The organism is Scopulibacillus cellulosilyticus, assembly GCF_042665295.1.
GTDB lineage: Bacteria > Bacillota > Bacilli > Bacillales > Sporolactobacillaceae > Scopulibacillus_A > Scopulibacillus_A cellulosilyticus.
The window spans coordinates 96535-113227 of the sequence record NZ_JBHTCO010000015.1 but is presented as its reverse complement, the minus strand read 5'-3'; the positions used below and the strand labels follow the sequence as shown (position 1 = coordinate 113227).

At 36.5% G+C, this 16693-nt stretch carries 16 protein-coding genes and 1 pseudogene; 12 read left to right on the top strand and 5 right to left on the bottom strand.

Annotated features, from left to right (window positions below; translation table 11 throughout):
* Positions 1 to 123: 123 nt before the first annotated feature.
* Complete coding sequence (locus ACFQRG_RS12795) at positions 124 to 939, bottom strand: class I SAM-dependent methyltransferase (protein ID WP_380966544.1); 816 nt, start codon at positions 937 to 939, stop codon at positions 124 to 126.
* Positions 940 to 1339: 400 nt separating this feature from the next.
* Here ACFQRG_RS12795 and ACFQRG_RS12790 point away from each other — a divergent pair, with 400 nt between their 5' ends.
* Together ACFQRG_RS12790 and ACFQRG_RS12785 are read left to right on the top strand one after the other, a co-directional pair.
* The gene (locus tag ACFQRG_RS12790; protein ID WP_380966554.1) at positions 1340 to 1573 is read left to right on the top strand and encodes a hypothetical protein; all 234 of its coding nucleotides are present in this window, start codon (positions 1340 to 1342) and stop codon (positions 1571 to 1573) included.
* 550 nt (positions 1574 to 2123) lie between these two features.
* Entirely contained in the window at positions 2124 to 3689 is a 1566-nt protein-coding gene (locus tag ACFQRG_RS12785) for a Vga family ABC-F type ribosomal protection protein (RefSeq protein ID WP_380966542.1), read from the top strand.
* A 148-nt stretch (positions 3690 to 3837) separates the two neighbouring features.
* Here the strand turns inward: ACFQRG_RS12785 and ACFQRG_RS12780 are convergent, their stop codons facing one another.
* On the bottom strand, positions 3838 to 4680 hold the full coding sequence (locus ACFQRG_RS12780; protein ID WP_380966540.1) for an aldo/keto reductase: 843 nt from the start codon (positions 4678 to 4680) through the stop codon (positions 3838 to 3840).
* Between the two features lie 191 nt (positions 4681 to 4871).
* Between ACFQRG_RS12780 and ACFQRG_RS12775 the strand changes: the two are divergent.
* A pseudogene (locus ACFQRG_RS12775) lies at positions 4872 to 4955 on the top strand (GNAT family N-acetyltransferase); the annotation flags it as partial.
* 114 nt (positions 4956 to 5069) lie between these two features.
* Here the strand turns inward: ACFQRG_RS12775 and ACFQRG_RS12770 are convergent.
* Together ACFQRG_RS12770 and ACFQRG_RS12765 are read right to left on the bottom strand one after the other, a co-directional pair.
* Positions 5070 to 6716, bottom strand: coding sequence for an MDR family MFS transporter (locus ACFQRG_RS12770; RefSeq protein ID WP_380966538.1), 1647 nt, complete (start codon positions 6714 to 6716; stop codon positions 5070 to 5072).
* A gap of 713 nt (positions 6717 to 7429) precedes the next feature.
* Complete coding sequence (locus tag ACFQRG_RS12765) at positions 7430 to 7867, bottom strand: GNAT family N-acetyltransferase (RefSeq protein WP_380966536.1); 438 nt, start codon at positions 7865 to 7867, stop codon at positions 7430 to 7432.
* A 24-nt stretch (positions 7868 to 7891) separates the two neighbouring features.
* Here ACFQRG_RS12765 and ACFQRG_RS12760 point away from each other — a divergent pair, with 24 nt between their 5' ends.
* The 8 genes from ACFQRG_RS12760 (at position 7892) to ACFQRG_RS12725 (ending at position 14308) form a co-directional block, all read left to right on the top strand.
* Positions 7892 to 8320, top strand: a complete 429-nt coding sequence (locus ACFQRG_RS12760; protein WP_380966534.1) for a GNAT family N-acetyltransferase — start codon at positions 7892 to 7894, stop codon at positions 8318 to 8320.
* Positions 8321 to 8431: 111 nt separating this feature from the next.
* Positions 8432 to 8944, top strand: coding sequence for a GNAT family N-acetyltransferase (locus tag ACFQRG_RS12755; protein ID WP_380966532.1), 513 nt, complete (start codon positions 8432 to 8434; stop codon positions 8942 to 8944).
* Between the two features lie 576 nt (positions 8945 to 9520).
* Positions 9521 to 10027, top strand: coding sequence for an NUDIX hydrolase (locus tag ACFQRG_RS12750; RefSeq protein ID WP_380966530.1), 507 nt, complete (start codon positions 9521 to 9523; stop codon positions 10025 to 10027).
* Positions 10028 to 10238: 211 nt separating this feature from the next.
* A complete protein-coding gene (locus ACFQRG_RS12745) occupies positions 10239 to 11225 on the top strand; it encodes a choloylglycine hydrolase family protein (RefSeq protein ID WP_380966528.1) in 987 nt (328 codons plus the stop codon).
* Positions 11226 to 11447: 222 nt separating this feature from the next.
* The gene (locus tag ACFQRG_RS12740; protein ID WP_380966552.1) at positions 11448 to 11969 is read left to right on the top strand and encodes a GrpB family protein; all 522 of its coding nucleotides are present in this window, start codon (positions 11448 to 11450) and stop codon (positions 11967 to 11969) included.
* A gap of 52 nt (positions 11970 to 12021) precedes the next feature.
* On the top strand, positions 12022 to 12612 hold the full coding sequence (locus ACFQRG_RS12735) for an HAD family hydrolase (protein ID WP_380966526.1): 591 nt from the start codon (positions 12022 to 12024) through the stop codon (positions 12610 to 12612).
* A gap of 35 nt (positions 12613 to 12647) precedes the next feature.
* Positions 12648 to 13175, top strand: coding sequence for an AAA family ATPase (locus tag ACFQRG_RS12730; RefSeq protein ID WP_380966524.1), 528 nt, complete (start codon positions 12648 to 12650; stop codon positions 13173 to 13175).
* Positions 13176 to 13234: 59 nt separating this feature from the next.
* Positions 13235 to 14308, top strand: a complete 1074-nt coding sequence (locus tag ACFQRG_RS12725; RefSeq protein ID WP_380966522.1) for an isocitrate/isopropylmalate dehydrogenase family protein — start codon at positions 13235 to 13237, stop codon at positions 14306 to 14308.
* Positions 14309 to 14469: 161 nt separating this feature from the next.
* Here the strand turns inward: ACFQRG_RS12725 and ACFQRG_RS12720 are convergent, their stop codons facing one another.
* Positions 14470 to 15465 carry an NAD(P)/FAD-dependent oxidoreductase gene (locus ACFQRG_RS12720; protein WP_380966520.1) on the bottom strand — a complete coding sequence of 332 codons (996 nt, stop codon included), beginning with the start codon at positions 15463 to 15465 and terminating at the stop codon, positions 14470 to 14472.
* Positions 15466 to 15720: 255 nt separating this feature from the next.
* Here ACFQRG_RS12720 and ACFQRG_RS12715 point away from each other — a divergent pair, with 255 nt between their 5' ends.
* Positions 15721 to 16659, top strand: a complete 939-nt coding sequence (locus tag ACFQRG_RS12715; protein WP_380966519.1) for an iron-hydroxamate ABC transporter substrate-binding protein — start codon at positions 15721 to 15723, stop codon at positions 16657 to 16659.
* The last annotated feature ends 34 nt before the right edge of the window (positions 16660 to 16693 follow it).

The following is a 16693-nucleotide window of genomic DNA, read 5'->3' as shown; positions in this document are numbered from 1 at the left end:
CCGCAGGTGTGTTCACTAATTATACAGAAAGTATAGTGGTAAATTTCTTGTCATTTACTGGTACATTCTTTGTCACTCGGTGGTAAAAACTATGTCGTTGGTGGTACATTTCAGTGGCCGTAATCAAAACTTATATAACAGCAAACGCAGCATATTTCTGAAACTTGGAAAGAGGCACATGGCGGCATAAATTAAGCGATTTTTCAATGGAAGTTTATGAATGTATTTCGATTTAAAAATAGATAAGCTAGCCACTCTTTTCAGTTTGGGATTTAGTTTATCAACTTCAAGAATATCATCAACCATCCATTTATGTTCAGCACCCGTCGTCTCTTTTAGACTTTCCTTTCCAGAATTTATGGCAAATGAGTTCATAACATCAAACGCAATCTGTCCATGAGAGAAATAGCCGGTTATCCGGTTGAGAAGTGTTTTTACTTCGTCTTCTGTAAGGTATTCCAGTAGGCCTTCAGCAATTATCATGACAGGATTGTTTCTAGGAACTTTTTCCAACCAATCCAGTTCAGTTACTGAAGATGGTATCATTTCATATCCATTTTGATTTGAATAAAAAAATTTGCGTACTTCGATTACCTCAGGATAATCCACGTCAAACCAACTGGAATTTTCTTGTGGATTTATTCTTGATACCCTTGTGTCCAATCCACAGCCAAGATTGAGTACAGTTGTATTTTGATGACTATCAACAAATTCGCTCAACCATATATCCAATTGCTTAGCCCTTATAACCATGATATTGTTGCCGAACCCATTGAGCTTTTCAAAGTCATAGTCAATCATATTAACCAATTCTTCAGCCTTTTTATCGTTAAGAATTGGATCCTTTTGCTGATTATCTAAGGCTTTTGCGAGTAAGGTAATTAGAAGTGTCTCTTTCTCTTTTTCCAAATGGATCTTATGAGTTTTATTTAATTCCATATTCAGATCTCCTTTAAAGTAGTGTAGTAAAACTTATTTTCTTCGAATGATAAATTACCCCTTTATCTTATTCAGGAGTGCATTGATTTTATGAAGCGCAAAGTTTAAATCAAGCTGCTCGTCATCATTAAACTTACCAATACTTTAGGTGAATTTTAATCCGTTTTATCCACAAGTTGCTTACCTTAAAAAAAGAATAAAAAACCGATTATATTACAAATAAAAAATAAGGAACTGGGAATATACCTGCCAATTGGAATTCTTCAGACTCGATAAAACGATTTGGAAAAATTTTTATTAATTTAAAGGGGAGATTATTGATTTATTTTTGGCGACTAAATATTATTAATCTTAGCTTTAATAAAATTATCCAATGAATGTAATTGGAAAGGAGAAAAAAATGGAACATCAACATTTCAATACTACAAAATGGCATAAACAGCATAATAAACGTGTATCGCAATTTCATAAAAGCACTAATAATTGGCATAAACAACATAATAAACGTGTAGAAGAATTCCATAAAAATCACGTGGTAAAAATGGAGCGTGGCGAAAATGGAAATGGTTTATTAGCAAGATGGGAAAGATTTATTTACAACAAAGGTAAAGCTCTTTTTAAGGCAGTAAAATAGTATCTTTATAAAAAACTAAAGATAAAAACTTCACAAAATTTGTCCGTGAAAATATACTGATACCAAAAAGTTTTTTCTTTGTGGAAATGTTTGCTTTAAAAATTAGTATTTGACAAAACTCATATTAAGGTTTAAGATGCAAGTAAATTAAGAACGGAAGGGTGACCCAACTAGATGAAGTACTAATCCTATTTCGAAAGCAATCAATTGAAGGCATTTTTTTATTTTTTTATACTATCAGAAAGTATATCTTGGCAATGCAGGAGAAAGTCCGGTGCAGTTGCCAGGATAAGATCGATAGTATAAGTGCAACTAGGCAGTTACCTGCGCCTTTAAGGCTTGGCACCAGCCAAGTTTTCTTTAGCAGGGGTATTGTCTGCTTTATTGTGATGCCTTTAATCGTGGTTTTCAGAATAGGATTGGTCTTCTATAGTTGAACTCAAAAGGGGTCGTCTCTTTTTGGTGTACATCTATACCCATGCCTCCTATTCTGAATGCGGATAGGAGGCTTTTATTGTCTCCAAAAAAATAAAGAAAATGGAGATGATGCATGATGTTATTGGAAGCACACAATTTGAAGCTATATATAAAAGACCGTTTGTTAATTGATGCTGAGCGGTTGCAAATTGAGAAAAACGATCGGATTGGCTTAGTTGGCAGAAATGGCAGCGGGAAAACGACATTACTAATGACGTTGGCGGGAGAAAAGGTTCCTGACGAAGGAACAGTAAAATTAAACGCTACTTATGAATTGATCCCCCAGTTAAAACAAACTGAAACCTCAAAAAGCGGCGGAGAGGTAACACAGGAGTATCTCAATGAAGCAATCTCTAAGAACCCGGCAATGCTATTTTTAGACGAACCAACAACACATTTAGATACAAACCACATTGAATGGCTGGAAAAGAAACTGATTAATTGGCAAGGAGCTTTCGTGTTGATCTCCCATGACAGGGCATTTCTGGATGCTCTCTGCACAGTGATTTGGGAAATTCATGATGGGCATGTGAAAATTTATAAAGGCAACTATTCGGATTATGTCAACCAAAAGGAATTAGAACAGCAGCAGCAAACTCTCGCATATGAAAAATATGTGCAGAAAAAAAGACAGTTAGAAGAAGCATTAAAATTAAAAGAGAAAAAAGCGGAAAAGGCAACCAAGGCGCCTAAAAAAGTAAATCAAGCAGAGGAAAAAAAAGCAAAGCCGTACTTTGCAAAGAAACAAAAGAAGCTTCAACAAACTGCAAAAGCTATGGAAACGAGATTGGAAAAATTGGAAAAGGTGGAGAAAGTCAAAGAAGATCCTCCAATCAAGATGAATTTGCCAAACGAAGAAACTTTTAAAGACAAGATTGTTCTTCGGGTAAAAGATGTAACAGGTACAATTGGCGACCGGACTCTTTGGAAAAAGGTAAGCTTTCACGTGCGAGGCGGTGATAAGCTAGCGATCATCGGGCCAAACGGCAGCGGGAAAACCACGCTTGTAAAAAAAATCATCCATCAAGATGATGACATATCTATTTCTCCATCAATGAAAATCGGTTACTTTAGTCAAAACTTAAATATATTGGACAGGGAGAAATCGATCCTGGAAAATGTCCGGTCGACTTCAAAGCAAGAAGAAACTTTTATTCGTACAGTACTGGCAAGGCTGCACTTTTTCAGGGAAGATGTTTACAAACTTGTAGGGGTTTTGAGCGGCGGAGAACGAGTAAAGGTCGCTTTGGCAAAATTGTTTGTTAGTGATATTAATACTTTGATAATGGATGAACCGACGAACTTTCTTGATATTGAAGCCGTCGAGGCATTGGAATCCCTCTTGAAGGAGTATGCGGGAACGATTATTTTTGTCACTCATGACCGTCGTTTTACGCAAAATATCGCAACACGAATATTAACTATTGAAAATAAAAAGATTAGCCTCTTTGAAGGAACATATGATGAATATAAACAAGATGAACCGCAAGACCAGCGGAATGTCGAGAAAGATATGCAACTGCTATTAGAAACAAAGATAACAGAAGTACTAAGTAGATTAAGCATCGAACCGTCTGAAGAACTGGAAAAGGAGTTTCAAAAGCTCTTAGCAGAAAAAAGGAAATTAGAAAAGAAATAAATGTTCTTTAATTAGCGATTGGTGTTATCTAAAAAAAGTGGATTGAATAAACGGCCTTTTTGCTATTAAATTCGTGTCTGATTGTTAAGGCTGCAAATTAAATATAATCCTCCTCACCTTTTTGGTGAGGAGGATTTAACGTTATCGTTTAAAATTCTTCATAAACAGCAGGATCTTGATTATTAATTCTGCCATTAGGACGGGTGAGTTCAGCAATATTGCTCATTTCGGACTCACTTAATGAGAAGTCAAAAATTGAGAGATTTTCACGTTGTCGTTGAATAGATGAAGATTTAGGAATTGGAATTGAGCCAAGCTGGTAATGCCAACGTAAAATAACTTGTGAAACTGTCTTGTTATGGTTGTCGGCAATCTTTTTAATCGTTTCATTTTGAAAGACGTCATTTGCTCTCGCTAATGGACTCCAGGATTCTGTTTTAACATTATTTTCTTCGTGCCATTGTCTTTGCTGTTCCTGATTGAAAAATGGATGCAATTCTATTTGGTTGATGCTTGGCTTAACGCCGGTTTCCTTCTCTAAACGTTCGATATGTTCAGGTAAAAAATTACAAACGCCAATAGAACGGATTAATCCCCACTTTTTCGCGTCAATTAAAGCCTGCCAAGCCTCAACATAGAGATCCTGTTTCGGATTCGGCCAGTGTATAAGATATAAATCATAATAATCCAAATTTGCGCGGTATAAGGACTCTTGTATGGTATTAACCGCTTTATCATACGTATGATAGCGGCCCGGAAGTTTAGAAGTAATGATTAATTCTTGTCTCGGAACAGGGCTTCGTCGAACGGCTTCGCCTACAGCCCCTTCGTTTTCATAATTATAAGCCGTATCAATGAGCCGATAGCCGACATCAATAGCACTTTTTATAGCATTGACGCCTTCATTGCCATTAAGGCTATATGTACCAAAACCGATAGCTGGCAACGTAACCCCATCATTAAGCGTAACTTCTGGAATAGCTTTACTCATAATGAATCGCTCCTTTCAGTATATTTTTAGGTTATCATCAATTTCAATAAAAGTTCAAATATATGAAACTGACTGTTAAATTGTTTTAATAAGGTCTTTAAAAATAGTTAGACAGACTCAATTGTGAACTTGGTTGGGGAATGTAAATTAATAAAATGATAAACTTGCGAAAGAAGACAGATTGAATTTCTTTCTTTATAAGGCACTACCAAGAAGAAATCTATGAGAACGGCATACAGTGCAGGGATATGATTCGGTTAAGTCAAGATTTATAAATTGAAAGTAATCGCCTTTTTACACGGATAAATTTTTAAATCCTAAAGTTAAAAACGGTAAACAAAATAGATAAGCCTATTTTTGTTTACCGTCTCAATATATTTACAAATTCTTTAATTGTCTTCTTTTCTCTCTTTAGATTCATGACCTTCTATACCAGATTCCGTTGAACCGCTGGTCTGAAAGTATTCCTGACCTTTCAATTTAACTTCCGGTAAGAAGAATGTCCCAATGAAGCAAAGAATCGCGAAAACCAATCCGACTTCAAATAATCGCTGAATGCCAAATGTTAATGAAGTCTTTACTGCATCCATCAGTTGGAGGTACAGTTGATGTCCTTGAGCTCCCAATTTATTGAACTCAGCTGCGAGTGAGTGCTGGGCTTGCGAAGTTAGCAATGATTGTGGATTCACGCCGGAAAGTTTACTTTGAAACTGTTTCAATGAAGCCGGCAATGTATGACTCAGTTTATCAGAAAATGCCTTATTTAGAATAGTACCGAAAATAGGTGATGCAATTACTCCGCTAAGCGATTGAACAAATTGTTGGGTGGAGTTCACGGTACCCATCATGCTGTACGGAAAGGCGTTTTGGACCGCGACATTCATCATCGGCATCAATGAGCCAATCCCGAGACCAAGGATAACCATGTTAATGACAACCGTCGTCCATGACGTGTGAACGTTCATCTGATTCAAAAGAAACGAGCCAAGGACAATAACAGCACCGCTGATCCAAGCCATCACTTTGTATCGGCCAGTGCGGGACATCACTTGGCCTGACACAATGCTTCCGACGATAAAGCTGATCATCATTGGCGCCATTACCCATCCGCTGCCTTGCGCATTAAGTCCAATGACACCTTGAACATAGACAGGCAAGAACATGATACTTCCAAACATTGTCATCCCAACTAAAATGCCGAGAATTAACGATGTACTAAAGATACGGTTTTTGAACAGTTCAGGTGACAATAATGGGTCTGACGCTTTACGCTCCCAAAGCATGAAGAGGGCAAGAACAATAATGCCGCCAATAAAAAGCGTTATTTCAATAGGAGAATTCCAGTGATATTTTGAGCCTGCCCATGTGAAGCCGAGAAGAATCGGTACTAAGCCGACAATTAAAAGCGCGGAACCAATCCAGTCTACCTTTACTCGATGTTCAGCCCGCACTTTTGGCAAAGAAAAAATGACCCCGATGATCGCTAGAACTGCAAAGGGCAAGTTAATGTAAAATACCCATCGCCATGAAAAAGTATCGGTTATCCAGCCGCCAATGGTTGGTCCAAGAATACTCGAAACCCCGAATACGGCGCCCATAACGCCCATCCATTTCCCGCGTTCTTTAGGATCGAAAATATCGCCGACCGTGGCCCGAGGCATGCTCATCATGGCTCCGGCGCCGATACCTTGAACAGCACGGGCCCAAACCAGTTCAGTCATGGTGTGCGCTTGACCTGAAATAGCGGATCCTATTCCGAACATGATTAATCCGAACAAATAAAATGGCTTACGCCCAAAGACGTCTGACAGTTTCCCGTATATCGGGACGGTCACTGATGAAGCCATCATATAAGCTGTAAAAGTCCAAGCATATAAACTAAAGCCATGTAATTTTCCGATAATCGTTGGCATTGCAGTGGATACAACCGTTTGGTCCATTGATGAGAAGAACATCGTCAAAAGCACGGTGATAAGTGCAAACCACTTTCTTGAACCGGTAATATGGTTCGTTGTTTGTACAGATGATTGAGCCAAAATTATCCCCCCAATACGTCATTTAATTCTTTAATCCAATAATTGATCTTATGTCTGAGTTCTGAGAAATGACAGCTAATTTTTTTAACTGTGTACAAAAGCATTCAAATCATCTAAGTTTTATTAAATAGTGTTGGCAGTACTTAGATATAAATCCTCGTTTCCGCCAATTTAGAAACGTTTGCTTCTTCTTTAGTAATACCTGACTGGTGATTAACCCTAAGTTTGGCATAGTTAGCCATTTGCAGCCGCAATTTTTGCATTTTAATTCAGTGACTTATTAAAGCGTCTGTCGAATCATTGATTCGTTTTCATAAATTTCATCCTTTTATTCTAGCAATTATAAAATAAGCCAGAGTATATAATTTATAAATAAATTTAGTTCATGTCAATCAATTTTTTATAAGGTAAGGAATAAAAAATGAATTAATTTTATTATGGTAATTAATGTAATTAAATTTGAATTTATATGTAACGGTGAAGGAATTGTGTGTGGTTTTAATCAAACAAAGAGATGATACGCCATGTTTAACTAACAGGGGGTGATGGCCTTTTTATAAGAAGCTTATCTAGAAAAGGAGTTTCTATACATTTATCGAATACAATAAATCACCGTCACAAGGACACTTGAAAATAGATATGATTATGTTCTCTTTTTAGGAATTTTAGTTCCAGTTAAAATTTCCCACCAAGAGCTTCCTAGGTGGGAATCGTTACTTTAAAGGATGTTTAAATACATAACTGATTTTGTCATAGTTCATTTTATCTTCATAAAAGCGATGCGCATCTTTCCGTTGTAAACCTGAAGATAGGGCAACACATTCATAATGATGATCTTCTGCCCATTGGTGAACATATGTAAGCAATTTTTTACCGTATCCTTTAGACCGATTTTTACTATCTGTAACAAGGTCGCAAACCCAAACAAACCTGCCGTAATAGAGTGTTATCATTAGCTTAAAACCAATGACCGCAACAATTTCATTATCCTCAATTAAAGCAAACATTTTGTAGCTGTCATTTTTTTGAGCATCAAGAACAAGATCAAGATAAGTATTTTCATCTAAATGAGTTCTTAACTGTTTTACAACTGGAAATGCCTCAATAACCTCGTTTTGTGATTTAAGTTCCTTGATTGTAATTGTGTTCATAACTGGCTCTCCTCTTAAGAAATTTTGTATTATAGGTTAATTATACCATTATATTTTTCCAATTTTCACGACTTAGAAGATGGGGAGCAAGCATTCATTAGTTATATTGATGATGAGCCGGCGGGAATGGTTCGTTTTCGATTAAATGAAAACAGTGTTTACTTTTACAGATTATCTGTTATACCGGAAAACCAAGGACAAGGCATTGCAAAAAAACTATTAAAGTCATTAGAAGATTACTTACGGCAAAAAGAAAAGGCAAGTATACAATGCAAAGTCCGCTTAACTGTTTCCAAAAATATAAACTTATATAGCTCAATGGGATACAGTATATATGATGAGGAAATTGTTCATAAACCTAATGGGATAAATATAAAAGTTGTTTCTATGCAAAAGCAGCTGATTAATAAAAAATATAAACCAAGAAATAACACCATCGAAGGAGGGGGATAATCATGCCGGAATTAAATACTGAAAGATTGAAGTTAGTTACATTCACTGTAGAGATGATGAAAGTAAAGTTTGAATTAAAATTCAGCAATAATAATGAAAAGAGGTGAAAAAATGATTGAATTAAAAAGTGAACGATTACTAATTCGTGATATTGGTGAAGAAGATCTTAAGGAATTTTTAGATGTTTATTTATCAAATCCAGATTTTGTTCAAACGATGGAAGGATCAAAAGGAAGATCTGGTTATTATGATCTTGAAATGTTTCAAAGGGACTGGCATATTGCGCAAATGACTCCGGAAAGGCATATGTTAGGCATATCCTTAATTAATGAACAAATTCCAATTGGATTGATTGACTATCTTGGAGAAAATCCTTCTGACGGTTATTTGTGGTTAGGGCTGATAATGATACATAATGATTACCAACATCGGGGTTATGGTAAGGAAGCATTTTGCCGCTTGGTCAAACATTTCGATGCAATTGGGAAAGAGTTAATCAGGATTGGTTTGAGAGATCAAGTGCATGATTTGGATTTTGCCAAAAAATTAGGTTTCAAAGAGGTGTCTAATAGCAGTAAGCTGTTGATACAAAATAATTTATGTGTAATGGAATTAAGGATTTAGTTATGAGAATCTTATGGTTAATTGTTTCTTTGATTCCTGTCCCGTTTCTTTTTCATTTTTATGAATATGGCGAGAGAGTTATTCTGGGTAAAGAAGCACCTTTTTTGATCATTGGCCTTATCTTTTTTATGATAATTAGCGGGTTATTATCCAAAAATGTAAGAAAACGTTATATATTTTTTATTAATATAATTACTGCAATATTGTCATTGCGTTTAGCTTCATTTTACATTCCTGACGATGGGAGTTGGTTTGCCCCGGTAGGAAGAAATGGGGCTGTTATTTTTATTGCAATCGTTTATTTATTAGGGCAACTATTAATAAGAAAAATAACCAAGTATATAATTCGGAAAAAATTAGAAAAGTAATTTCTAACAAGTCCGCGTTGAACAATCTACCGGTTTTAAAGGGCAAATCAAAACTATAAAATGATAGAGATTTTTTTAAAAAGGGCGGGTTATTGTTTTTAAAAAAGAGGTATATTTTATGATTTATAGTGTTTAGATTAAAAGATTATGTGATGTAGAAGGATTTTTTAGTTATTAATTTAAATTGTAAAGAAGGCGGTTTAAAACAATGGGAATGTCTAATTACTACAAAAACCTCAGGGATAAAGTAGGAAATGAATTAATCTTTATGCCAAGTGTTGCTGCAATTATTAGAAATAAATCTGGAGAGATTTTACTGCAAAACAAAGGGAATAGGGAGAACTGGAGTCTTCCTGCTGGAGCAATTGAACCTGGTGAAGCGCCGGCTGAGGCAGTTGTTCGTGAGGTATGGGAAGAAACTGGATTAAAAGTTGTTCCGAAGAGGTTATTAGGCGTGTTCGGTGGTGAAAATTTTAGGTATCAATATCCTAACGGTCATCAAGTAGAGTATAACGTCTTTATGTTTTATTGCGATATTCAAAGTGAAGAGCTAAACCCAATAGATAGAGAAACAACCCAATTACGTTATTTTTACCCAGATAATATGCCTGAACTTGCTCTGCCATACCCCAAATTTTTATTTTCAAAAGAACTAAAAGAGACGGTATATTTTCAGTGGGAGGATCATTGGTTGGAACCCTTCAAAACGAAATAATAAAAAGGTGAGAAGGATTATCCTTCCATTATTATCATGAGGAAAACATAAAACAGTAAAAATATGTGCGAATTATAGTATGAAACTTTCTGTAATACATAATATCCTATCCCTTGATTAACGCTTATCATAACCTTTTTAAATTTACTTAATATAACATGATATGTAAACTTTAGAACATAGGAATTTTTGTACAAAGGAGCGTTTTTTCATGTGTACGAGTTTGACATTAGAAACGAAAGATGGTCATCATCTATTGGCAAGAACAATGGATTTTGCACAAGATTTCAATCAAGAAATTATTGTAACGCCGCGATGTTATAAGTGGAAAAACATAACAAGCGAGATGATTACATCAAGGCATGCTGTTGTCGGTTTGGGGGTTAATCTCCAAGATAAGGTCATGCTTGCAGACGGTGTAAATGAAGCAGGACTGACGTGTGCAACTCTATATCTTGCAGGCTTTGCGGCTTACAGTAAGACATTAGAAGATAATAAAACTAATTTGGCTCCGTATGATTTTGTATTATGGTGCCTGACACAATTTGATTCGGTTCAATCTTTAAAAAAAGCAATTGATACCATTTCATTTTTTGATGCGCCTATGCCCCTTATAGAACTAACGCCTCCTTTACATTGGATTTTAACTGATAAATCTGGAGAGTGCATTGTCCTTGAGCCGACAGTTGAAGGCGTTAAATTGTATAACAACCCTGTTGGTGTCATGACGAATAGTCCTGAATTTCACTGGCATTTACAAAATTTAAGGCAATACATGGCTCTTAGACCTCAGCAATTAGAACCGGTTCAATGGGGGGATTTAGAGTTAAGTGCCTTTGGTCAAGGGTCTGGAACGGTTGGACTGCCAGGAGATTATACACCGCCTTCACGATTTGTCAGGGCAGCTTACCTAAGGCAAAACATTACCAACCTAGAAAATGAAATAGACGGAATTACGGCGGCCTTTCATATTCTGTCCAATTGTAATATCCCTAAAGGCGCGGTCATAAATTCAGAAGGGGCGGAGAATTACACCATCTACACGTCAGCCATGTGTTTGGAAACAGGTACATATTATTACCATACGTATGATTGCCATCAGATTTCAGCTGTCCATTTGTTTAATGAAAACCTTGATACAGATGAGATTAAAACTTACCCATTTCATCGTACACAAAAAAGTAATGAGGAAAATTGATCTATCCCAAATTACGTAATGTTAAAGAATGATTGATCGAATGTTGAAACCCTATACCAGAATTAACCTGGTTAGGGTTTTCTTATTTTGCATTGGAAAGTTAACAGCCGGAAGAAGGTAAATGACTTTAAATAATAGAATAGAAATAAATTGATTAAAGGAAATAACAACTTCCTGATATTAATAGATATGTCCCACATTACGAGTCAGGGGAGAGCTTAAATAAGAAAAGTTGAAGTAAAGCCATATAATGAACACTGGGCACTAAAGTTTAATGAGGAAGCTGAAAAGTTATATAAAATTTTCAATACCGAAATTCTTGAACTTCATCATATTGGCAGTACCTCTGTAGAAGGACTTAAGGCAAAACCAATCATCGACATTATGCCAGTTGTTAAAGACATTAAGAAAATTGATAAATTTAATGACGCGATGATTGCGATTGGTTATGAACCAATAGGGGAAAATGGGATTCCCGGCCGCCGTTACTTCCAAAAGGGAGGAGACGATCGTACTCACCACATACATATTTTTCAATTAGACAATCCCGAAATTGACCGCCATCTGGCATTTCGGGATTACCTGCGTGCACATCTAAATGCTGCAAAAGAGTACGGGAACTTAAAAGAGGCATTAGCCCAACGTTATCCCTATGATATTGAATCTTATATCAAAGGGAAAGAACATCTGGTACTAGATATTGAACAAAAAGCAGTAGAGTGGTATCAAAATTTAAAGGCTTAAGTAAAAAATTATTAGAGATCATTCCTCTTATTATGAAAGGTGATAAGATTTAATGGCTGCGAAACCTGAATTGATTTTAGACATAGCCGGTGTCCTTACTGCAAACTTTTCTCCAGTGTTTTGGCAACAGCTATCATCAAACCATAATGTTCCATATGAAACATTAATAACATTTAAAAAAGATATTCGAGAAAAACTATGGACAGGAAAAATTAAAGAAACGGAGTTTTGGATACGCTTAGGTGAACAATTTCCTTCTATTGATATTAAGGATGCCCAGTTAATGATGCGTACCTGTATCAAGCCTTTACCAGCGATTAAGAAAGTTCCCTTTTGGAGCCAATTTGCCAACATTCATCTGTTAAGTAACCACCGTGCGGAATGGATTGGGCCAATAATAAATCCAATTCGAAACTATGTAACTAGTATTGCAATATCCAGCCAAACAGGTTGTTGCAAACCACAAGCTGAAATATATGTGACAGTCAATTCCAGCCTTAAAAATAAGGAAAACGTCTTGTTTATCGATGATCAAGAAAAAAATTTTAAAGAAGCACGTCAACTTGGTTGGTATACCTTGCTTGCGGATAAAGAAAGCAATTGGATTAAAAAGGTAATGCCAATTTTAAAGGAGAAAATCTAACTAATGGATGTCGCACTTTAAAAAGAGGTAAATTTATGATTAATGATGACTTGAAAAATAACATTCCAAACAAAATACATATTATTGGGTCAGTTGGAAGCGGAAAAACAACATTAGCAAGAACTTTATCTTCTAAATTAAATATCCCTCACTTTGAGTTGGATAATGTGGTATGGATGAGATTTAAAACAGGGGATATTAAAAGAAGTGAAGAAGAAAGGGACAGATGCTTAAGAAGTATCATTGAATCTACAGCTTGGATTATTGAAGGCGTCCATTATAAATGGGTACTGCAAAGCTTTCAGAAGGCTGATTTGATTATATTCTTAGATACGTCCTATTCGAAAAGAATATACAGGATAATTAAAAGGTTTATTCTCCAAAAAATTGGAGTTGAAAAGGCAAACTATCAACCAACCTTTAAAATCTTTAAAGATATGTTTAACTGGAATGCTCATTTCGAAAATAAAAGCAGACCAGAAATTATAAAAATGCTCGATCAATTTAGCTCTAAATTAATCACTTTAAAGGATAACATGGAGATTGGAAGATTTTTCAGTTAATAATATAGTAAAGGTACAGTCTAAATTATAGTATTTACAAGAAAGGACGGTATCGTTGTATGAACGGTTATAAATTAGGTGTATTATACGGGGAAGGGATTGGCCCGGAAATTACAAAAAGTACTGTAGATATATTAAAAGCGGCATCTGATAAGATTGGGATTTCATTTGAGTTTGTTGAGCTGCCGATGGGTTGGGAAGGAATTGAGAAATATCAAAGTCCAATGCCGCAATATACAAAGGACGAGCTTCAAAAATGCCACGCTTGGATCATGGGACCGCATGATTCTGCTTCTTACCCTGATCAATATAAAATGGAGCGCAATCCTAGCGGTGAGCTGCGCCATTATTTTGAACTCTACGCAAATGTTCGTCCGGCGAAAAATATACCGGGGATTAAAGGCGTTGTTGAAAATACAGATTTGGTTATTTTTCGTGAAAATACTGAAGGGTTTTATAGCGATAGAAATATGGCTTTAGGTACGGGGGAATGGCAAGTTACAGACGATATTGTCATATCTGCGGGAGTATTTTCAAGGAAAGCCATTGAGAGGATTGCCCTTGAAGCATTTCGGATGGTTGAGAAGCGCCGCAAAAAGGTGACGATCGTTCATAAAGCGAATGTCATAAAACTTTGCTCAGGATTGTTCAAAAGAGTTTGCCTGGAGGTTGCTAAGGACTTTCCGGATGTGCAAGTTGATGATTACCATATAGACGCTGCGACAGCACATCTTGTCCGCCATTCCAAGGATTTTGATGTCATTGTTACTGAAAATATGTTTGGCGACATCCTCTCTGATTTGACAGGCGAACTTGTAGGGAGCTTGGGACTGGCTCCGTCTATTAATACAAATGATAGACAAGCAATGGCTCAAGCGGCACATGGTTCAGCACCTGATATAGCCGGGCAAAATATCGCGAACCCGACAGGAATAATATTTTCTACTGTTATGCTTATGGAATGGCTCAGCGCCCGCCATCAAGATTTAAAACTTAAAGAAACAGCGGAACTTATAGAAAAAGCTGTCTTTAAAACAATGGATGAAGGCGTGAAAACTCCGGATCTTCAGGGCACGGCATCAACTGCTGAATTTACGGAATCTATTATGACAAATATCGGCTGTCTTTCTTAATAACCAACCTCAAATATTTTAATAATGAACTCCCCGGTTACTCATTCTGTAAGAAAAGGGTGCGGGGAAGTTCTAATTTATCAGCCGACTAATCGAACGCAGTTTTCTTCTTCTTAGACTTCAATACAATAACTTTCGGTCAGCTGTGTCCTGGAATTAAACTATTTCTCCATCAGTATGGAACTATATACTTGAGTTGGTGCGGAAGGATCGATCCTGGCTTTAGCACTGTTCACGGCAGTAATCGCTTCATTAAAGGCTGAAGCAATTAACCGCCATTTTTTCGGATACCCGGCAATGTCCCCGGCGGCGTATACACCTTCCAGCGCGGTTTCCATATTCTCATTAACCGGAATGCGCCGTCCTTCGAGCTTGAATCCCCAATTTTTTACCGGGTCAAGATCAAAATGATAGCCTTGGCTAACGATTAATTCATCGACGCTAAGATTCTCCATTTTCCCATTATCAATATTTTTTACAGATACCCCCGACAAATGCCGGCTGTCACCGTTCAAAGCAGTAACCGTACAAGACAGCTTGACTTCAACATTTGATTGCTGCAACTGTTTCATTTCTTTTTCGAATCCTTTATAGCTGTTGCGATTGCAAATAAGATAGACATGGCGGGCTGTTTTTGACAATCGTATAGCCGGCTCGAAAGCTGAGTTGGCATCACCAAAGATTGCCATTCTTTTTCCGGCAAATACTGTTAAGTCTTTCGGTTCATAATGAACACATCTATCTTCGTAATACTCGATATTTTTCAGCTGCGGACGGCGAATCTTAAACAGTCCGGGACCAGCTGCAATGATAACAGTTTTTGAGTAGTGGATCTCCCCGTTGCTGCCGGTTAATTTGAATATCCCGTCTTCACTTTTTTCAAGGCCTTCGACAGCCTGACCCAATACAAGGGCAGGATCAAACCTAAATGCCTGGTCCTTGATTTGGTTAATTAAATCACGTCCGCTGATTTTCGGTATGCCTCCGATATCATATATGTATTTATCAGGATAAAAAACAGAAACAGTTCCGCCTAAATCGGTGAGATATTCAATAATTTTTGTTTTCATGCTGCGCATCCCGGCATAGTAAGCGGCAAACAGACCTGCAGAACCTCCTCCGATGATCGTTACATCATAACATTCACTATTTTTCAATCTCTACACTCCCTTAAATTTAAGTGATCTGTATAAAAAGCGTAATGTTAATCATTTTCCAAAAATGACAGTTGACGATATAAATGAAAAAGACTACAATACCATTGTAAACGAAAATGATAATCATTATCAATAAAATTTTATATATCAAATTGAAATGGAGGGATACCAAATATCAGAAGGAAGCTGATAATCATTGAGAACTAAAGTTTGTTAGGTTTTACATAAAATTGGGTTAAAAGGGAGAAGAAACAAATGAAAAAGATTAATAGACTTATTCCGTTTCTGCTTGCACTTGTGTTTTTGCTTAGTGCTTGCGGAAATCAATCTACTGAAACGAAGGGTCAGAGTGAAAATAATCACGGAGATGAGAAGTCAACAAAAATTTATCATTCAGAAAACGGCCCTGTTAAAGTGCCAAAACATCCAAAACGAGTTGTCTTACTCTCTTCTTTCTTTGCAGGTGATGTCACTTCCCTTGGGGTGAACGTTGTCGGTATTGATAAATGGGGGAAGACGAGTCCGGTGTTAAAAAGTAAATTAAAAAATGCAAAAGTTGTCTCCGATCAAAACCTGGAAGAAATTATTAAACTGCATCCAGACCTCATTATTGGATTATCCGACACAAAAAATATTAATAAATTGAAAAAAATTGCACCAACGGTTACATATACGTATGGCAAGCTAAATTATTTAGATCAATACATTGCTGTCGGCAAACTTCTTGGTAAAGAAAAACAAGCCAAAAAATGGGTTGAAAGCTTTAAACAGCGCAGTACAGATTTGGGGAAAAAAATTAAAGCTAAAATTGGTGAAGATGCCACCGTTTCTGTTATCGAGAAATTTGATAAACAGTTTTATGTATATGGCGACAATTGGGCCAGAGGAACGGAAATCCTCTATCAGGCTATGGGATTGAAAATGCCGAAAAAGGTGAAAGAAACTGCACAAAAAGCAGGATATCAAGCAATTTCACCTGAAGCGATTCCGGAATTCGCCGGTGACTACATTGTGCTTGTACAAGAGTCAGGTAAAAACAATTCGTTCGAAAATACTGAGACGTACAAAAATATTCCGGCGGTCAAAAAAGGTCATGTTATTAAAGTTAACGGCGATGCTTTCCATTTTAATGATCCGCTTAGTCTAGATTATGAGTTGGACGTCTTTAAAAAGGCATTTCTGGATAAAAAATGAGCTGAAAAAGGGAAGGGGCTTAAAGATAAAGGGA

Bases quoted from the DNA above. Each gene is read 5' to 3' on its own strand.
- ACFQRG_RS12790 (WP_380966554.1), top strand. From the start codon at position 1,340: ATGGAACATCAACATTTCAATACTACAAAATGGCATAAACAGCATAAT.
- ACFQRG_RS12780 (WP_380966540.1), bottom strand. From the start codon at position 4,680: ATGAGTAAAGCTATTCCAGAAGTTACGCTTAATGATGGGGTTACGTTG.
- ACFQRG_RS12735 (WP_380966526.1), top strand. From the start codon at position 12,022: ATGGCTGCGAAACCTGAATTGATTTTAGACATAGCCGGTGTCCTTACT.
- ACFQRG_RS12785 (WP_380966542.1), top strand. From the start codon at position 2,124: ATGATGTTATTGGAAGCACACAATTTGAAGCTATATATAAAAGACCGT.
- ACFQRG_RS12725 (WP_380966522.1), top strand. From the start codon at position 13,235: ATGAACGGTTATAAATTAGGTGTATTATACGGGGAAGGGATTGGCCCG.
- ACFQRG_RS12755 (WP_380966532.1), top strand. From the start codon at position 8,432: ATGATTGAATTAAAAAGTGAACGATTACTAATTCGTGATATTGGTGAA.
- ACFQRG_RS12750 (WP_380966530.1), top strand. From the start codon at position 9,521: ATGGGAATGTCTAATTACTACAAAAACCTCAGGGATAAAGTAGGAAAT.
- ACFQRG_RS12765 (WP_380966536.1), bottom strand. From the start codon at position 7,867: ATGAACACAATTACAATCAAGGAACTTAAATCACAAAACGAGGTTATT.
- ACFQRG_RS12715 (WP_380966519.1), top strand. From the start codon at position 15,721: ATGAAAAAGATTAATAGACTTATTCCGTTTCTGCTTGCACTTGTGTTT.
- ACFQRG_RS12745 (WP_380966528.1), top strand. From the start codon at position 10,239: ATGTGTACGAGTTTGACATTAGAAACGAAAGATGGTCATCATCTATTG.
- ACFQRG_RS12795 (WP_380966544.1), bottom strand. From the start codon at position 939: ATGGAATTAAATAAAACTCATAAGATCCATTTGGAAAAAGAGAAAGAG.
- ACFQRG_RS12730 (WP_380966524.1), top strand. From the start codon at position 12,648: ATGATTAATGATGACTTGAAAAATAACATTCCAAACAAAATACATATT.